Here is an 18,526-nt window from a genome sequence, read left to right on the forward strand (position 1 = left end):
ATTCTCCCGTCCGCCCTCCAGGAGAAGAGGGCGGAGGGAACGGCCAGACAATCAGAAGTGGGTATTGACGCCCAGATACCAGGTGCGGCCTGATTCGTTATAGGTATTGGCGCCAGCGCCAGCCATATACGAAACATCGGTCAGGCTACCGGTGGTTTGCGCATTACCCGCGCGCCAGTGGCGCTTGTCGAAGACGTTATTCACGCCGCCGGTCAGGCTGACGTTTTTGGTCACATCCCAGGTGGCGCTCAGGCCAACGATGCTGTACGGGCTGACTTCGTCCGTTTCAGAACCCACCGCCGGTTGACCTTTGTAGTTATATTTCTTCGGCTGCTGCTTGCCGTACCAGGTGAAGGTCGACTGTACGGAAATATCCTCCTGAATCTGCCAGCTCAGGGTGGAGTTCAGGGTGTATTCCGGAATAATCGACAGACGATCGCCGGTCTCTTTGTTTTTACTTTGCAGCATATAGGTGATGTTATTGGTCCAGTTCACCGTTTCGCTGACCGGCACGTTCAGGGTGCCTTCCAGACCTTCAACCACCGCTTTCGGCACGTTTTCCCACTGATAGATATCGGTTTTGACGTTACCTTTCGCGGTGTGCGAAATCGGCGCGTAGCCCGCTTCGATTTTATCGCGGTAGTCGTTGCGGAACCAGGTCACCCCCGCCAGCCAGCCATCGCGCTTAAACTCAAGGCCAATCTCTTTGTTGATGCTGGTTTCGGCTTTCAGATCATCGTTACCCATCATGTAGCAACCGGTGCCGTTACCGCTGGCGTAGCAGCCCTGGCCTTTACTATAGAGAATATAGTTCGGGTTGGTTTGGTACAGGCTCGGCGCTTTGTAGGCGCGGGCGATGCCCATTTTTAACGTGAAGTCATCCCACAGACCCTGAGACAGGTTGAGCGACGGGCTCCAGTTGTTGCCGACGATCGTGTGATGATCGAAACGCAGCGCCGGCGTCAGCATGGTGGTGTCGGTCAGCTCCACGTTGTCTTCGGCAAACAGGGAGAAGATCTCGGCCTTCGAGTACGGGCTACGGCCGGTGCTGTCATAGCCATCGATATCGCCGCCCATAAAGGTCTGGGTATTTGACGCCAGATCCTTCATCCGCTGCTGATTCCACTCGGTGCCCAGCGTCAGGTTCTGGTTGAACACCAGATCCAGAGGAATGCTGACTTCGCTGTGCAGCATCACGTCGGCGAGGTCGATATCGCTGAACTGGTTGCTGTTGAAGATACCTTCCGTGCCGCCCGCCAGACCTTCGCCTTTACGCGAATTACGGGTACGTTCGTACTGCGCCCAGTTGCTGGTGGTCACGCCGTTATCCCAGCCGCCGTTCCAGGTGACGGAGTAAGTCTGGCGATAGAGGCGGTTCGTCTCTTTACCGTAGTTCTCTTTCACCAGATCGTTAGTATTGGTGTTCTGCGTATCGCCCGCGTAGAGGTTGCCCTGACGGCTGTAGCCGGATTCAAACTCCAGCGACTGCATCGGCGCGAAATCCCAGCGTACGACGCCGTTAATGTTCTTATTTTTCACCCCTTCGCGCCCGGCAGGCATGGTATTGGCATAGGCGCCGGTACGCTCGGACTGATGTCCGTCGTTGATATCCCAGGCATCGGCCTGGGTTTTGTCGAGGTTGCCCAGCAGGCGAAAGCTGAAATCGCCGCCCAGCGGGCCGCTGAGGCTAAAGTTGGTGCGTTTAGTCGAGCCTTCGTCTTTATGCTCCGGGGCGTTCATGTAGGTATTCCATGAACCGTGCCATTCGCCGTCGCTCTTCTTGGTGATGATATTGACCACGCCGCCCGCCGCGCCGTTGCCGTAGCGCGCGGCCGCCGGGCCGCGAATGACTTCAATACGTTCGATCAGCTCCGGCGGTACCCATGAGGTATCGCCGCGGGTATCGCGCTCACCGCGCCAGCCCAGACGTACGGAGTTGCGGCTGGTCACGGGCTTACCGTCAATCAGGATCAGGGTGTTTTCCGGGCCCATGCCGCGAATATCAATCTGGCGATTGTTGCCGCGCTGGCCGCTGGTGGAGTTGCCGGTCAGGTTAACGCCGGGCATGGTACGAATAATTTCCGACACGTCGCGCGCGGGCGGGCGTTTACGAATTTCATCCGCGGTAATGGTTGAAACGCCGGGGGCCTGCAGGTTCTGCTCGGCGGCGGTGACGACCATGGTTTCATCAGCGGATGCGGCTTTGCTATCGGAGACCGTTTCCGCCGCGCTCAGCGGAAAGGTAGCCCCGTAGATTCCCAGATTGACCAGCAAGGCCAGGGATTTGATCCTGTTATTCATTGTAATTCCTGCTTTTCGTCGCCGCCTTCCCCAAAGGCCCTTCCCGTCGGGAGGGGAGGCGGAATCAATAGTGCCGGTAGAGGGCAAAGGCATTCCGTCGCTGGCTAAATGAGCCCTCTCTGACATGTTTATTTTTGAAAGACGCGCTTCCCACAGCGCGCTAATACGCTATTGCAAATGAAAATAGTTATCAATAATATTATCAATAAATATTGCGTTTATTAATGCGTTTGTTGATAAATGTCACGATAAACATAGGGTTGAAAAGGAATGCATAAGACAGGATGCGACGACTGGTGGCGCACTATCTCCGGTCCGCAAATAGAGGCCGTGGACGACGCGTATCGGGTGACCTTCTGGTGGCGCGATCCGGCGGGCGACGAAGCGTCTTCGGCAACCCGCCGGGTGTGGATTTATATTACCGGCGTGACTGACCATCATAAAAACGCCGTGCCGCAAACGCTGCAGCGCATTCCCGGCACCGATGCCTGGCGCTGGCAAACCACGCTTTCTCCCACCTGGCGCGGCAGCTACTGCTTTATCCCTTCCGCGCGCGACGACGACTTTTCTCCTCAGCTTTTTAACGGCGACGGCCCGGACCGCGCGCTGCTGCGCGAAGGCTGGCGCAGGCTGCTGCCGCGGGCGATTGCCGACCCGCTCAATCCGCAAAGCTGGAAGGGCGGGCGCGGTCACGCGGTCTCCGCGCTGGAGCTGCCGGAAGCCCCGGAGCAGCCGGGCTGGGCGCTGGGTGAAGAACCTTATCAGCCTCCGATCTGCATTGAGTGGCGCAGCCAGCGGCTCGGCAACCGCAGACGAATATGGGTTTACGCCACCGGCGACGCGCAGCCGCAGCAGCGCCCGCTGGCGATCCTGCTCGACGGCCAGTTCTGGGCCGAAAGTATGCCGGTATGGTCGCCGCTGGCAGGCTTAACCCGCGAAAAACGGCTGCCGCCGGCGGTTTATCTGCTGATTGACGCGATTGATAACCCGCACCGGGCCGCAGAGTTGCCCTGCAATGACGCGTTCTGGCTGGCGGTACAGGAAGAGCTGCTGCCAATGGTTCACCGACTAGCACCTTTCAGCGATCGCGCCGACCGAACCGTGGTGGCAGGCCAGAGCTTTGGCGGCCTGGCCGCGATGTTCGCCGCCCTCTACTGGCCCCGGCGCTTTGGCTGCGTGCTCAGCCAGTCCGGCTCCTACTGGTGGCCGCATCGCGGCGGCGCGCAGACGGGCCTGCTGATTGACCGCCTGAGCCGCGGCGAATTACATCCGCAAGGGCTACGTATCTGGCTGGAAGCCGGTCTTCGCGAGCCGATCATTTTTCGCGCCAACCAGGCGCTGCTGGCGCATCTGGAACAGCAGACGATTTTCTGGCGTCAGGTTGATGGCGGGCATGATGCGCTGTGCTGGCGCGGCGGGATGACGGCGGGGCTCATCCAGCTGTGGCAACCTTTATGCCGTGACGAGTAGCAACGCGCGCTTTACGAGGAATTTGACATGCAATTCAGTAATCCCTTCGACAATCCACAAGGGCAGTTTTACATCCTGCGCAATGAGCAGCAGCAGTACAGCCTGTGGCCGCGCCACTGCGCGCTGCCGCAAGGCTGGTCGGTAGAGTGCCCGCCGCAGTCGTTAGAGGCGTGCAACGCCTGGCTGGCGGCGAACTGGTCTACCTTGACCCCCGCCCACCATGCGTCCTGAGGAGCCGATAATGACCACACGTTTACCGCTGGTTGCGGCGCAGCCGGGGATCTGGATGGCGGAGCGCCTCTCGACGCTGCCCGGCGCATGGAGCGTCGCCCACTATGTTGAGCTGCGCGGCGATATTGACCCAGTCCTGCTCGGGCGGGCGATTATCACAGGGCTCTCTCAGGCCGACACCCTCAGCATGCGCTTTTGTGAAGATAGCGGCGAAGCCTGGCAGTGGGTTGATGAACGCCGCGTTTTTGCCGAACCGGACTATCAGGATCTGCGCGCGGCGAGCGACCCGCACGCCGCCGCGCTGGCGAGGATGCAGGCCGACCTCGGGCAGAATCTGCGGGTGGACGGCGGTAATCCGCTGGTCTGCCATCAGCTGCTGCGGGTAGGCGATAACCGCTGGTACTGGTATCAGCGTTACCACCATTTGCTGGTCGATGGCTTCAGCTTCCCGGCCATTACCCGCCAGATCGCCGCGATTTATCGCGCCTGGCAGCGCGGCGAAGAGACGCCCGCCTCGCCGTTTACGCCCTTTGCCGAGGTGGTGGAAGAGTACCAGCGCTATTACGGCAGCGATGCCTGGCAGCGCGACAAAGCGTTCTGGCAGGCGCAGCGTCAGGCGCTGCCGTCTCCGGCCTCGCTGTCGGATGCGCCGCTGGCGGGAAGGGCGACCAGCAGCGATATCTGGCGCATGAAGCTGGAGGTGGATGCCGGCGTCTTTAGCCGGCTGGCGGCAAGCGCGCCGCAGTGCCAGCGCGCGGACCTGGCTCTGGCGCTGACCGCCCTGTGGCTGGGACGGCTGTGCAGCCGAACGGAGTATGCCGCAGGCTTTATTTTTATGCGTCGTATGGGCTCCGCGGCGCTCACCGCCACCGGTCCGGTGCTCAACGTTCTGCCGCTGGCGGTCACCATTGACGCCGGGGAAACGCTGGCGGAGCTGGCCGCGCGTCTTGCCGGACAGCTGAAGAAAATGCGCCGCCATCAGCGCTATGACGCCGAACAGATTGTCCGCGACAGCGGCAAGGCGGCGGGCGACGAACCGCTGTTTGGCCCGGTGCTTAATATTAAAGTTTTTGATTATCAGCTGGATATCGATGGCGTACAGGCGATTACCCATACCCTGGCGACCGGTCCGGTCAACGACCTTGAGCTGGCGCTGTTCCCGGATGAAGCCGGCGGCCTGTCGCTGGAGGTGCTGGCCAATAAGCAGCGTTACGATAAACAGACGCTGGGCAACCATATCGCCCGACTTTCCGCGCTGCTGGCGCAATTTGCCGATAATCCGGCCCTGCGCTGCGGCGACGTGAATATGCTATCGGCGGCGGAAGCGGAGCAGCTACAGCGGGTGAACGCCACCGCCGTCGATCTGCCGCTCACCACCCTGAGCGCGCGGGTGGCGGAACAGGCGGCGAAAACCCCGGATGCCCCGGCGCTGGCGGACGGCCGCTGGCAGTTTAGCTACCGCGAGATGCGCCAGCAGGTGGTGGCGCTGGCTGAACAGCTTCGCGCGCGGGGCGTCAAGCCGGGCGATAGCGTGGCGGTGGCGCTGCCGCGTTCGGTATTCCTGACCCTGGCGCTGCACGGCATCGTTGAAGCCGGCGCCGCGTGGCTGCCGCTGGATACCGGCTATCCCGACGATCGTCTGCGGATGATGCTGGAAGACGCCCGTCCCTCGCTGCTGATTACCTCTGAAGATCAGCGGGCGCGCTTTAGCGATATCCCCGGCCTCGAAAGCCTGTGCTATCAACACCCGCTGGCGGCGGCGGATGCCGCGCCGCTGGCGCTCTCGCAGCCGGAGCATACCGCGTATATCATCTTCACCTCCGGCTCGACGGGGCGACCGAAAGGGGTCATGGTCGGGCAAACCGCCATCGTCAACCGCCTGCTGTGGATGCAGGACCACTATCCGCTCACCGCCGATGATGTGGTGGCGCAGAAAACGCCGTGCAGCTTTGATGTATCGGTCTGGGAGTTCTGGTGGCCGTTTATCGCCGGCGCGCAGCTGGTGATGGCCGAGCCGGAGGCCCATCGCGATCCGCTGGCGATGCAGCAGTTCTTCGCCCGCTACGGCGTGACCACCACCCACTTTGTCCCCTCGATGCTGGCGGCGTTTGTCGCCTCGCTGAATACGGAAAACGTCGCCTCGTGCCATACCCTGCGCCGGGTCTTCTGCAGCGGCGAAGCGCTGCCGACGGCGCTGTGCCGGGAGTGGGAGGAGCTGACCGGCGCGCCGCTGCATAACCTGTACGGCCCGACGGAAGCGGCGGTGGACGTCAGCTGGTATCCGGCCTGCGGGCCTGAACTGGCGGCGGTAACCGGCGCCAGCGTGCCGATTGGCTGGCCGGTGTGGAATACCGGCTTACGCATCCTCGATGCATCGATGCGCCCGGTACCGCCGGGCGTGGCGGGGGATCTCTACCTGACTGGCATTCAGCTGGCGCAGGGCTATCTCGGGCGCCCCGATTTAACCGCCAGCCGCTTTATCGCCGACCCTTACGCGCCGGGCGAGCGCATGTACCGCACCGGCGACGTTGCCCGCTGGCTGGATAACGGCGCGGTCGAGTATCTCGGGCGCAGCGACGACCAGCTAAAAATCCGCGGCCAGCGGATCGAACTCGGGGAAATTGATCGCGCAATGTCGGCGCTGCCGGACGTTGCGCAGGCGGTGGCTCACGCCTGCGTCTTCAACCAGGCGGCGGCGACCGGGGGCGATGCCCGCCAGCTGGTGGGCTATCTGGTTTCTGAATCCGGCCTGCCGCTGGATACCGAGGCGCTTAAAGCGCGGCTTGGCGAACAGCTGCCGCCGCATATGGTGCCGGTGGTGCTGATTCAACTGCCGGCGCTGCCGCTGAGCGCCAACGGCAAGCTGGATCGCAAAGCGCTGCCGCTGCCGACGCTGAGCCGCGTAAGCCGCGGTCGTCCGCCGGAGCCGGGCGTGGAAACCACCGTCGCCTCGGCGTTCAGCCAGCTGCTGGGCTGCGAGGTGAACGATATCGACGCCGATTTCTTCGCCCTTGGCGGCCATTCGCTGCTGGCGATGCGTCTGGCGGCGACGCTCGGCCGCGAACTGCAACGCCAGGTGACGCCGGGGCAGGTGATGGTCGCTTCTACCGTCGGCAAGCTGAGCGCGCTGCTGGCATCGGATCTCAGCGATGAGCAGGCGCAACGGCTGGGCTTCGACGCGATCCTGCCGCTGCGCGAGAGCGACGGCCCGACGCTGTTTTGCTTCCATCCAGCTTCCGGTTTTGCCTGGCAGTTCAGCGTGCTGGCGCGTTATTTAAGCCCGCGTTGGTCGATCGTCGGCATTCAGTCGCCGCGACCGCACGGGCCGATGGCGACGGCGGCGGATCTGGATGCGGTCTGCGAGCATCATCTGCAAACCCTGCTTTCGCAGCAGCCCCACGGCCCCTATTATCTGCTGGGCTATTCGCTCGGCGGCACCCTGGCGCAGGGAATAGCCGCCCGCTTACGCCAGCGCGGCGAAGCGGTGGCGTTTCTCGGCCTGCTGGATACCTGGCCGCCGGAAACGCAGAACTGGGCGGAGAAAGAGGCCAACGGTCTGGACCCTGAGGTGCTGGCGGAGATCGCCCGCGAGCGCGAGGCGTTTCTGGCCGCCCAGCAGGGGCAGGCTTCCGGTGAGCTGTTCAGCGTTATCGAGGGTAACTACGCCGACGCGGTGCGCCTGCTGACCACCGCGCACAGCGCGAAGTTTGACGGTAAGGCGACGCTGTTCGTGGCGGAGAAAACCCGTCAGCCCGGGATGGAGCCGCAGAGGGTCTGGGGGCCGTGGGTCGGCGAGCTGGAGGTGTTTAGCCAGGATTGCGCCCACGTGGATATTATCTCCCCGCAGGCCTTTGAGGCGATTGGCCCGGTGGTCAGGGAGATCCTCGGGGAAGGATAGAAAAACTCCCGGGTTGCGGCGTAAACGCCTTACCCGGGCTACCGTTTCTGCCAGCCCGGCTAAGCGCAGCGCGAGCCGGGAATATCTATCGGCGACCCAGCGGCACCACCAGCGGCGTATGCGCCACCGGATCCTCTATGATCGTACAGCGCAGACCGTAAATCTTTTCAATGAGCTCCGCGCTGACGATCTCCTTCGGCGCGCCTTCGGCGACGATTTTACCCTCGCGCAGGGCAATCAAATGGGTCGCGTAGCGGCAGGCCTGGTTCAGATCGTGCAGCACCGCCGCCAGCGTATAGCCCTTCTGCTGATTCAGCTCGCTTAGCAGCTCAAGCAGATCGATCTGATGGCTGATATCCAGCCAGGTGGTAGGCTCATCGAGCAGCATAATCGCCGTCTCCTGGGCCAGCACCATGGCGATCCACGCCCGCTGGCGCTGGCCGCCGGAGAGGGTATCGACGCTTTGCCGCGCGAGGTCGGTAATGCCGGTGGCCTTCATCGCCCTGCTGACCGCCTCTTCATCCTCTTTGCGCCAGCGGGTAAACAGCGGCTGGTGCGGATAGCGCCCGCGGGCCACCAGCTCCTGAACCGTTATATCCCCCGGCGTGGTGGCGTTCTGCGCCAGCAGGCCGATGCGCTTTGCCACCTCTTTACTGGCGTAACGCTGGATCTGCTCGCCGTCGAGATAAACATGACCGCTGGCGGGCGTCATCAGGCGGCTCAGGGTGCGCAGCAGCGTCGATTTACCGCAGCCGTTGGGGCCAATAATGGCGGTAAAGTGGCCGTCGGGAATGGTGACGTTCAGCGATTCGGCGATGGTTTTTTTGCCGTACGCCAGGGTCAACTGGTCGCCGCGCAAACGGGAGGTGACAGCGGTCATTTTTTGCGGGACTCCTGAATTAATAACCCGATAAGGTAGAGGCCGCCAATGCTGACGGTCACCACGCCCACCGGTAACTGATAGGGCATAAACAGACGCTGCGCGCAGTAGTCAGACAGCGCCAGCAGCAGGGCGCCGCACAGCGCCGCCTGGGCCAGCCCCCAGCGGGCGGTACCGCTAAGGCGCCGCGCGATATGCGGGGCCACGAGGGCGATAAAGGAAATCGGCCCGGCGAGGGCGGTAGCGGCGGCGGTCAGCACCACCCCGACCAGCATCAGCAGCAGCCGCGAGCGTTCAACCCGCACGCCCAGCGCGCAGGCGGTATCGTCGCCCATCTCCAGCAGCCGCATACGCCGCGCCAGCAGCGCCCCGCACGCCAGCATCAAGAGAATCAGCGGCGCGGAGGGCCAGGTTTTCCCCCAGGTCAGACCGTTAAGCGAACCGGCATACCACAGCCCGGCGGAGAGGGCGGTTTCCAGCGAAGCGCGCAGCAGCAGCCAGGTATTGAACGCCACCAGCATGGCCCGCACGCCGATGCCGATAATAATCAGGCGAAAGGTCTCAATGCCGTTGCGCCACGCCAGCAGCCAGACCACCAGAGCGGTGAGAATACCGCCAACCATTGCCGCCATGGCGATGGCCGCCAGGTTCTGGCCGAACATCACCATCGCCACCAGCACGCCGCTCCAGGCCCCGGTGTTGAACCCCATCACGTCCGGACTGCCCAGCGGGTTGCGGGTCAACGACTGGAAAATCGCGCCGCTGACGCCAAGGGCGGCGCCGATCAGCAGCGCCATCAGCACGCGCGGCAGACGCCACTCGGTCACCACTAGGGTGACGTTACGCGGCGCATCGCCGAGCAGCGCGGAGATAACCTGCTCAACGCTTAACGGCACCAGGCCGCTACCCAGCCCCCACAGGGAGACCAGCACGCTGGCGACCAGCAGTAGCAAACAGCTCAATATCAGGCGACGAGAAGGCGCAATCACATGCCACCTCCGCGCGGCTGGCGGCGCACCAGCCAGATCAGCACCGGCGCGCCAATAAAGGCGCTGACCACTGAAACCCGCAGTTCGCCGGGCACCAGCAGGCGCCCCAGCACGTCGGCAAACAGCAGCAGGGCGGGGGTCGCCAGTAGGGTCACCGGCAGCGACCAGCGATGATCCGCGCCCACCAGCCAGCGGGCCATATGCGGCATCATCAGGCCGATAAAGGCGATCGGCCCCACCACCGCCGTGGCGCTACCGCACAGAACGGTAATCGCCAGCAGACCAATAAGCTGAGTCCGCGCGACCCGGCTGCCGAGCGCGGTGGCCGTATCGTTGCCGAGGCTCAGGCTGTTTAAGGCCCGGCTCAGCAGCAGGGTCACCAGACCGGCAATCAGCACCGGGATCAGCACAATTTTCAGGGTTTGCAGGGTGCGCACGTCGAGCGAACCCGCCTGCCAGAAGCGCAGCTGGTCATAGACGTCGGGATTAAGCAGCGCGATACCGCTGGAAAGCCCTTCCAGCACCGCCGCCAGGGCGACCCCCGCGAGGGTCAGGCGCACGGGGCTGAGCTGGCCGCCGCCCTGGCTGCCGGTAAAGGCGACCAGCAGCGAGGCGCCGAACGCGCCGCAAAAGGCCATCAGCAGCTGCTCCTGCGGCGAAGAAAGGCCAAACAGCGCCGCGCCCAGCACGATAGCGAAGCTGGCGCCGGAGTTGACGCCGAGGATCCCGGGGTCCGCCAGCGGGTTGCGGGTCAGCGTTTGCATCAGCGCGCCGGCCAGACCCAGCGCGCCGCCGGCCAGCAGCCCGGCGAGGGTTCGCGGCAGCCGGGCATCAAGGACGATGGTGCAATCGGCGCTCTGGCAGGTGCCGGTGAAGGCATCGAGGACGACGCTAAACGGTAGGGGTTTGGCGCCGATCAGCAGGCTGAGCGCAACGGCGATGATTAAAACGATTAAAAGACCCGGCACGGCAAAGGCGCGCGCCGCGGTCGTGGAACACGACATGGCTTACATCCCTGGCATGATAATGATAGTAATTATCGTTATCGATTCTATTCAGTTATGTTAGCATGTGCACCCATAAAAATGGTATGGAAAATAATAACAAGGCGCTGTCATGAACCGACAATCCTGGCTGCTGAATCTCAGCTTGTTGAAAACTCACCCGGCCTTTCGCGCCGTCTTTATCGCCCGCTTTATTTCAATCCTGTCGCTTGGCCTGCTGGGCGTGGCGATCCCGGTGCAAATCCAGATGATGACCCATTCAACCTGGCAAGTGGGGCTGTCGGTGACCCTGACCGGCGCTTCGATGTTTGTCGGTTTGATGATCGGCGGCGTGCTTGCCGACCGCTATGAGCGTAAGCGTTTGATCCTGCTGGCGCGCGGCACCTGCGGGATTGGTTTCGTCGGCCTGTGCCTGAACGCCATGCTGCCGGAGCCGTCGTTAATCGCCATCTATCTGCTCGGTATCTGGGACGGTCTGTTCGCCTCTATTGGCGTGACCGCGCTGCTGGCGGCGACGCCGGCGCTGGTTGGCCGGGAAAATCTGATGCAGGCCGGGGCGATCACCATGTTGACGGTGCGGCTGGGCTCGGTGATTTCGCCGATGATCGGCGGTCTGCTACTGGCAACCGGCGGCGTGGCCTGGAACTACGGTCTGGCGGCGGCGGGAACCTTTATCACCACGCTGACTCTGCTGCGTTTACCGCTGCTGGCGCCGCCGCCGCAGCCGCGCGAGCACCCGCTGAAATCGCTGAACGCGGGGCTGAAGTTTCTGTTTAACAGCCCGCTTATCGGCGGCATCGCGCTGCTTGGCGGTCTGCTGACGATGGCCAGCGCGGTGCGCGTGCTCTATCCGGCGCTGGCCGGAAGCTGGCAGATGTCGGCGTCGCAGATTGGCCTGCTCTATGCTGCGATCCCACTGGGCGCGGCATTCGGGGCACTAACCAGCGGGCAACTGGCGCAGACGGCGAAGCCGGGCGTGCTGATGCTGGCGACCACCGTCGGCTCGTTTGTGGCGATTGCGCTGTTCAGCCTGATGCCGGTGTGGGAGCTGGGCGCGCTGTGTCTGGCGCTGTTTGGCTGGCTAAGCGCGATAAGCTCGCTGCTGCAATATACGCTGATTCAGACCCAGACCCCGGAAAATATGCTCGGGCGCATCAACGGTCTGTGGACCGCGCAGAACGTGACCGGCGATGCGATAGGCGCGGCGCTGCTCGGCGGCCTGGGCGCGATCCTGACGCCGGTGGCCTCGGCGAGCGCCAGCGGTTGGGCGCTGGTGATTGTGGGCGCGGTGCTGGTGGGGCTGTTACGCGAACTGCGCCGCTTTCAGCGCCCGGAAGCGGTCAGCGAAAGTTAACTCCGCTGGGCTTTCCCGGCGGTCCGGTAGCCCAGGCAAGGCGCCTGGCGCCGCCCCGGGAGATCGGCTTAGGCAAAGAGCGCTGCTAAACGCTGCAGCACCAGCACGGCGCTGTAGTAATCCAGGCGGAAGGTTTCCGTCCCCAGCGGATAAACGCGTTTCCCTTCAACGGCGGGCAGATGCGATAGCAGCGGGTTGGCGTTAATCGCGTCGGCGTCCTTTTGGTCGCCGGCGAACAGGAACAGGCTCTGACCGTTAAGCCCGGCGGCTAAGTTTTCCCCGCCCAGCTGCACGATATCATGCCGTTTTCCCTGGCTCTGGCTGGCATGCAGCCCGCCTGGCAGGTCGGCGAGGGTAAAGCCCAGCTGTTCGAGCAGCTGTCCCTGAGCGGATTCTTTGGTCCAGATATTGGCGCTATGGGCCGCGGCGGTGTAGACCAGCGCGGTGACCGGCTGCGGCGGCAGCTTCATCTGCTCTTTCAGCGCCGCCAGCTTTTTATCAAACTCCGCGATTCTTTCAGCGGCCTGCTGTTCATGGCCGGTGATATTCCCCAATTGGGTCAGCAGGGCCTGCCAGCTTTTATCATCGTAGTTAATGATAAGCGTCGGGGCGATGGTGGAAAGCTGGTCGTAGAGCGTCATCGCCGAATCGCCGCCGGTGGCGCTAATCAGAATCAAATCCGGCATTTGCGCGGCGACGGCCTCAGCGCTCGGTTCGCCGATATAGAGGCGCGCCAGCTTGCGCGCTTTCGCCACCTCGCTCCACTGCCGCAAAAAACCCTGGCCATCGGCGACGCGGTTGTTGGGCGTGGTGGCCCCGCTGGCCACCACCGGCGCGTCAATCGCCAGTAGCGAACCGGTCAGCGTCACGCTGGTGGAGACAATGCGCAGCGGCTGGCTTTCCAGCGTATGGGTTCCGCGGCTGTCGGTTATCTGGCGCGGCCAGTCTGCCGCCAGCGCTGAGCTCATTCCTAAAATCGCCAGGCCGCTGGCGAGGAGGGTACGGCGGCAAAAGGTGGAGAAATTCACGTATTCGCATCCTGATTGAGTGGTGATAAATGAGGTTGATAACAGACCTGTGCTCGCTATGGCGCTCGCGTTTCCGCCGGGTGGCGGCTTGCGCCTTACCCGGCCGACAAAAACCCTGACATCACAAGGCGACGAGGCTGCCGTAGGCCCGCGCAGGCGAAGGGCCGCCGGGCGATTGCAGAAAAACGCTCGTTGCCTGCAATGTGTGATAAATGCTTCTCATTTTCAACTTTGTGCGCTGTCGATGCAAGCTTAAGTCGCACAACATGCTACCTGTACGGTTGACATAAAGCGCAATACCTTTTAGGTTAGCCAACCAAAATATAAATGATAATTATTCGTAATATCTTTATCGTTTTTGGAGGATGATATGGAAACGTCTTTGGCTGAGGAAGTTCGGGAGAAAAAAATGACCCTGCCGCCGGAAAGCTTCTTCTTTATGTCGCCGTACCGCAGTTTCACCACCGCTGGCTGCTTTAGCCGATTCTCTCATCCCGCCGCCGACGGCGATGATCCGGACGGAGAGTTTCAGCAAAAAATGGCCGCCGCCTTTAAAGCGGCGCGCACTGCCGGGATCGCCAGACCGGTGATGGTCGGCGCCATTCCGTTCGATACCAGCGAGCCCTCCGAGCTGTTTATCCCCGCGAGCTGGACAGCGTTCTCCCGCACTGAAAAGCAGCACTCCGCGCGCTATGCGTCGGGGCAAAATCCGATGGATGTCGTGCAGCGCCGGGAGATCCCCGAGCAGGACACCTTTATGGCGATGGTGGCGCGCGCGGCGGCCCTCACCGCGACGCCGGAAGTGGACAAGGTGGTCCTGTCGCGCCTGATTGATATCACCACCCGCGAACGGGTCGATAGCGGGGCGCTGCTCGAGCGCCTGATCGCCCAGAATCCGGCCAGCTTTAACTTCCACGTGCCGCTCTCAGACGGCGGCGTGCTGCTGGGCGCAAGCCCAGAGCTGCTGCTGCGTAAAGAAGGCGCGCATTTCAGCTCTCTGCCGCTGGCCGGTTCCGCCCGCCGCCAGCCGGACGATGTGCTGGATCGTGAAGCGGGGCACAGGCTGCTGGCGTCGGAAAAAGATCGCCATGAACATGAGCTGGTGACTCAGGCGATGAAGGCCGTATTAGCGCCGCGCAGCAGCGAACTCTCCCTGCCGGACTCTCCGCAGCTGATCACCACGCCGACCCTGTGGCATCTGGCGACGCAGATTCAGGGCACCGCGCTGGCAAACGAGAATGCCATGTCGCTGGCCTGCCTGCTGCATCCGACTCCGGCGCTGAGCGGTTTCCCGCATCAGGCGGCGAAACGCCTGATCGGCGAACTGGAGCCGTTCGACCGCCAGCTATTCGGCGGCATTGTCGGCTGGTGTGATGACGAAGGCAACGGCGAGTGGGTGGTCACCATCCGCTGCGCGCGCCTGCAGCAGAGCACCCTGCGGCTATTTGCCGGCGCAGGTATCGTTCCGGCCTCTTCGCCGTTGGGCGAGTGGCGCGAAACCGGCGTCAAACTGACCACCATGCTGAACGTATTCGGCTTGCAATAAGGGACGATGATGATCGAATTTACCCGCTGGCCGGAAGCGTTCGCGGCCCGCTATCGGCAAAAAGGCTACTGGCAGGATCTGCCATTAACTCAACTGATAACCCGTCATGCGGAAAACGACGCCCCGGCGATTATCGACGGCGACAAAAGCTACAGCTACCGTGAATTCAACCGCCTGGTGGATAACCTCGCTTCCTCGCTGCAGCGTCTTGGCCTGAAGCGCGGCGAAACGGCGCTGGTGCAGCTGGGCAACGTCGCGGAATTCTATATTACCTTTTTCGCGCTGCTGCGCATCGGCGTGGCGCCGGTCAACGCGCTGTTCAGCCACCAGCGTAGCGAGCTGAACGCCTACGCCGCGCAAATTGAACCCGCCTTACTGATTGCCGACCGCGCACATGCGCTGTTTGCCGATGATGATTTTCTTAACGCTTTTGTTGCGCAGCATCCGTCGGTACGCGTGGCGCTGCTGCTGAACGACGACGGCGAGCAGAGCCTGACGGCGGCCATCGAGCGCGCTGACGATAGTTTCGTTGCGCATCCGACGCCTGCCGACGAAGTGGCTTTTTTCCAGCTTTCCGGCGGCAGTACCGGGACGCCGAAGCTCATCCCACGTACGCATAACGACTACGACTACAGCATTCGCCGCAGCAACGAGCTGTGCGGCGTAAGCGCCGAAACGCGCTACCTGAACGCGCTTCCCGCCGCCCACAACTACGCGATGAGCTCGCCGGGTTCATTAGGCGTGTTCCTCGCCGGCGGCGTGGTGGTGTTAGCGCACGACCCGAGCGCGACCCTCTGCTTCCCGCTGATCGAAAAGCACCAGATCAACCTGACCTCGCTGGTTCCCCCCGCGGTCAGCCTGTGGCTACAGGAGATCCATGACGCCGGCAGCAATGCTCAACTGCAATCGCTGCGGCTGCTGCAGGTGGGCGGAGCGCGCCTCTCAGCGACCCTCGCCGCGCGCATTCCGGCGGAAATTGGCTGCCAGCTGCAGCAGGTCTTCGGCATGGCGGAGGGGCTGGTGAACTATACCCGCCTCAACGACAGCCCCGAGCGCATCATCAACACCCAGGGCTGCCCGATGTGCCCGGATGACGAAGTGTGGGTGGCCGATGCCGATGGTAATCCGCTGCCGCGCGGCGAAGTCGGGCGCCTGATGACCCGCGGGCCGTACACCTTCCGCGGGTACTACAAGAGCCCGCAGCATAATGCCGAAGCCTTTGATGCCGATGGTTTCTACTGCTCTGGCGATCTGATCTCGATCGATGAAGATGGCTATATCACCGTGCAGGGGCGGGAAAAAGATCAGATCAACCGCGGCGGCGAGAAGATCGCGGCGGAAGAGATCGAAAACCTGCTGCTGCGTCATCCTGCGGCGATCCACGCGGCGCTGGTCAGCATGGAAGACAGCCTGCTGGGTGAGAAGAGCTGTGCGTATCTGGTGGTGAAGGAGCCTCTGCGCGCGGTAGCGGTGCGCCGCTTCCTGCGTGAACAAGGGGTCGCAGAATTTAAACTTCCGGACCGCGTGGAGTGCGTTGATGCGCTGCCGCTGACGCCGGTGGGCAAAGTCGATAAAAAACAATTACGTCAGTGGCTGGCTGAACGCAAGCTGGGCTGAAGGAGAAGACAGAATGGCAATCCCAAAATTACAGGCTTACGCGCTGCCGGAAGCCAGCGATATCCCGGCGAACAAAGTGAACTGGGCATTTGAGCCGTCCCGCGCCGCGCTGTTGATTCACGATATGCAGGAGTATTTCCTCAACTTCTGGGGCGAAAACAGCCCGATGATGGAGAGAGTGGTGGCCAACATCGCCGCCCTGCGCGAGTTCTGCAAACAGAACCATATTCCGGTCTTTTACACCGCTCAGCCGAAAGAGCAGAGCGATGAAGACCGCGCGCTGCTGAACGATATGTGGGGACCGGGCCTGACCCGTTCGCCGGAACAGCAGCAGGTGATTGCCGCGCTCGCGCCGGACGACAGCGACACCGTACTGGTGAAGTGGCGCTACAGCGCGTTTCATCGCTCGCCGCTGGAGGAGATGCTGAAAGAGGCAGGGCGCGATCAGCTGATCATCACCGGCGTTTACGCCCATATCGGCTGTATGACCACTGCGACCGATGCGTTTATGCGCGATATTAAGCCGTTCTTTGTCGCCGATGCGCTGGCCGATTTCAGCCGTGAAGAGCATCTGATGGCGCTCAACTACGTGGCGGGCCGCTCCGGTCGCGTGGTGATGACCGAAGAGCTGCTGCCGCTGCCGGCGTCAAAAGCGGCGCTGCGCGCGCTGGTGTTGCCGCTGCTGGATGAAAGCGACGAGCCGATGGACGATGAAAACCTGATCGATTACGGCCTCGACTCGGTGCGTATGATGGCGCTCGCCGCGCGCTGGCGTAAAGTGTACGGCGATATCGACTTCGTGGTGCTGGCGAAAAACCCGACTATCGACGCCTGGTGGGCGCTGCTGTCCCGCGAGGTGAAATAATGAACGGACTCGATTTTCACGGCCAGACCGTGTGGATCACTGGGGCGGGCAAGGGGATCGGCTACGCCACCGCCCTGGCGTTCGTTGAGGCCGGCGCGCAGGTAACCGGCTTTGATCTGGCGTTCGACGGTGAAAGCTATCCGTTCGCCACCGAGACGCTGGACGTCGCCGACGCGCGGCAGGTGGCGCAGGTATGTGGCCGCCTGCTGGCTGGCATTGAACGGCTGGATGTGCTGGTCAATGCCGCCGGCATTTTACGGATGGGGGCGACCGATGCGCTGAGCCAGGAAGACTGGCAGCAGACCTTCGCCGTCAACGTCGGCGGGGCGTTTAACCTGTTCCAGCAGACGATGGCGCAGTTTCGCCGCCAGAAAGGCGGGGCAATTGTGACGGTGGCCTCCGATGCTGCGCATACTCCGCGCATCGGCATGAGCGCCTACGGCGCATCAAAGGCGGCGCTGAAGAGCCTGGCGCTGACCGTTGGCCTTGAGCTGGCGGGCAGCGGGGTACGCTGTAATCTGGTTTCTCCTGGCTCGACTGACACCGATATGCAGCGCACGCTGTGGGTCAGCGATGACGCTGAACAGCAGCGCATTCGCGGTTTCGGCGAGCAGTTTAAGCTGGGCATTCCGCTGGGCAAAATCGCCCGTCCGCAGGAGATTGCCAATACCATTCTGTTTCTCGCCTCCGCTCACGCCAGCCATATCACGCTGCAGGATATCGTGGTGGACGGCGGCTCGACGCTGGGGGCATAAATGGCCTGGAAACGTCAGCTGACGCTGGATGCGCTTAATGCGACCAGCGCGAATACGATGGTGGCGCATCTGGGGATAGTGTATACCCGGCTGGAAGAGGGCGTGCTGGAGGCGGAAATGCCGGTCGATGCGCGAACCCATCAGCCGTTCGGGCTGCTACACGGCGGCGCCTCCGCGGCGCTGGCGGAAACCCTCGGTTCAATGGCCGGATGGTTGATGACCGAAGAGGGCCAGTGCGTGGTGGGGACCGAACTTAACGCCACCCATCACCGGGCGGTCTCCAGCGGCAAAGTGCGCGGCGAGTGCCGACCGCTGCACCTGGGGCGTCAGGGCCAGAGCTGGGAAATTGCGGTGTTCGACGAGCGGGGACGACGCTGCTGCACCTGCCGTCTGGGCACGGCGGTCCTCGGCTGAGGCATAGCCTGTTCCCGGGTGGCGCTGCGCTTACCCGGGCTACGGGTAACGCGCCGTCTGTGGTTCCGGACAACTCACCGTCATCTGCGGTGTGCTTCCCCGGTGGCGCTGCGCTGACCGGGCTACGGGTTCACCATCGTCTGCGGACCGGTAGCCCGGACAGGCGCGTCAAGC

General features: G+C 62.7%; 14 protein-coding genes. 9 read left to right on the top strand and 5 right to left on the bottom strand.

Annotated features, from left to right (window positions below):
• Window positions 1-51 precede the first annotated feature (51 nt).
• The gene (locus BWI76_RS07695; RefSeq protein ID WP_004135453.1) at window positions 52-2,301 is read right to left on the bottom strand and encodes a TonB-dependent siderophore receptor; all 2,250 of its coding nucleotides are present in this window, start codon (window positions 2,299-2,301) and stop codon (window positions 52-54) included.
• Between the two features lie 270 nt (window positions 2,302-2,571).
• Here BWI76_RS07695 and fes point away from each other — a divergent pair, with 270 nt between their 5' ends.
• From fes to entF, 3 genes are read left to right on the top strand one after another with little or no spacing between them, the layout of a single operon-like run.
• Window positions 2,572-3,771 (top strand): enterochelin esterase, encoded by a 1,200-nt coding sequence (fes, locus tag BWI76_RS07705; protein WP_064371452.1) that lies wholly within the window; start codon window positions 2,572-2,574, stop codon window positions 3,769-3,771.
• A gap of 27 nt (window positions 3,772-3,798) precedes the next feature.
• On the top strand, window positions 3,799-4,002 hold the full coding sequence (locus BWI76_RS07710) for an MbtH family protein (protein WP_004135449.1): 204 nt from the start codon (window positions 3,799-3,801) through the stop codon (window positions 4,000-4,002).
• Window positions 4,003-4,012: 10 nt separating this feature from the next.
• Window positions 4,013-7,900: an enterobactin non-ribosomal peptide synthetase EntF gene (entF, locus tag BWI76_RS07715; RefSeq protein ID WP_064371451.1), complete on the top strand. Its 3,888-nt coding sequence runs from the start codon at window positions 4,013-4,015 to the stop codon at window positions 7,898-7,900.
• 85 nt (window positions 7,901-7,985) lie between these two features.
• On the opposite strand, the gene fepC is transcribed toward entF, so the two are convergent.
• From fepC to fepD, 3 genes are read right to left on the bottom strand one after another with little or no spacing between them, the layout of a single operon-like run.
• Window positions 7,986-8,780: an iron-enterobactin ABC transporter ATP-binding protein gene (gene fepC, locus BWI76_RS07720; protein ID WP_004135445.1), complete on the bottom strand. Its 795-nt coding sequence runs from the start codon at window positions 8,778-8,780 to the stop codon at window positions 7,986-7,988.
• Complete coding sequence (gene fepG, locus BWI76_RS07725; RefSeq protein ID WP_004135443.1) at window positions 8,777-9,769, bottom strand: iron-enterobactin ABC transporter permease; 993 nt, start codon at window positions 9,767-9,769, stop codon at window positions 8,777-8,779. The genes fepC and fepG overlap by 4 nt, the downstream gene beginning before the upstream one ends.
• Complete coding sequence (fepD, locus tag BWI76_RS07730; RefSeq protein WP_004135441.1) at window positions 9,766-10,773, bottom strand: Fe(3+)-siderophore ABC transporter permease; 1,008 nt, start codon at window positions 10,771-10,773, stop codon at window positions 9,766-9,768. The genes fepG and fepD overlap by 4 nt, the downstream gene beginning before the upstream one ends.
• Before the next feature lie 112 nt (window positions 10,774-10,885).
• On the opposite strand from fepD, the gene entS reads away from it, so the two are divergent.
• Entirely contained in the window at window positions 10,886-12,127 is a 1,242-nt protein-coding gene (gene entS, locus BWI76_RS07735; protein ID WP_024358844.1) for an enterobactin transporter EntS, read from the top strand.
• 68 nt (window positions 12,128-12,195) lie between these two features.
• Here entS and fepB read toward each other — a convergent pair whose 3' ends face one another.
• Entirely contained in the window at window positions 12,196-13,155 is a 960-nt protein-coding gene (gene fepB, locus BWI76_RS07740; RefSeq protein WP_049087193.1) for a Fe2+-enterobactin ABC transporter substrate-binding protein, read from the bottom strand.
• A 370-nt stretch (window positions 13,156-13,525) separates the two neighbouring features.
• On the opposite strand from fepB, the gene entC reads away from it, so the two are divergent.
• From entC to entH, 5 genes are read left to right on the top strand one after another with little or no spacing between them, the layout of a single operon-like run.
• Window positions 13,526-14,701: an isochorismate synthase EntC gene (gene entC / locus BWI76_RS07745; RefSeq protein ID WP_064342334.1), complete on the top strand. Its 1,176-nt coding sequence runs from the start codon at window positions 13,526-13,528 to the stop codon at window positions 14,699-14,701.
• Between the two features lie 9 nt (window positions 14,702-14,710).
• Window positions 14,711-16,318 (top strand): (2,3-dihydroxybenzoyl)adenylate synthase EntE, encoded by a 1,608-nt coding sequence (gene entE, locus BWI76_RS07750; RefSeq protein ID WP_064371450.1) that lies wholly within the window; start codon window positions 14,711-14,713, stop codon window positions 16,316-16,318.
• Between the two features lie 13 nt (window positions 16,319-16,331).
• Complete coding sequence (entB, locus tag BWI76_RS07755; RefSeq protein WP_024358840.1) at window positions 16,332-17,183, top strand: enterobactin biosynthesis bifunctional isochorismatase/aryl carrier protein EntB; 852 nt, start codon at window positions 16,332-16,334, stop codon at window positions 17,181-17,183.
• Entirely contained in the window at window positions 17,183-17,938 is a 756-nt protein-coding gene (gene entA, locus BWI76_RS07760) for a 2,3-dihydro-2,3-dihydroxybenzoate dehydrogenase EntA (protein WP_004135435.1), read from the top strand. The genes entB and entA overlap by 1 nt, the downstream gene beginning before the upstream one ends.
• A complete protein-coding gene (entH, locus tag BWI76_RS07765) occupies window positions 17,939-18,352 on the top strand; it encodes a proofreading thioesterase EntH (protein ID WP_004135433.1) in 414 nt (137 codons plus the stop codon). It begins immediately after the preceding gene.
• Window positions 18,353-18,526: the final 174 nt, after the last annotated feature.

Source organism: Klebsiella sp. M5al, assembly GCF_002090195.1.
Classification (GTDB): domain Bacteria; phylum Pseudomonadota; class Gammaproteobacteria; order Enterobacterales; family Enterobacteriaceae; genus Klebsiella; species Klebsiella grimontii.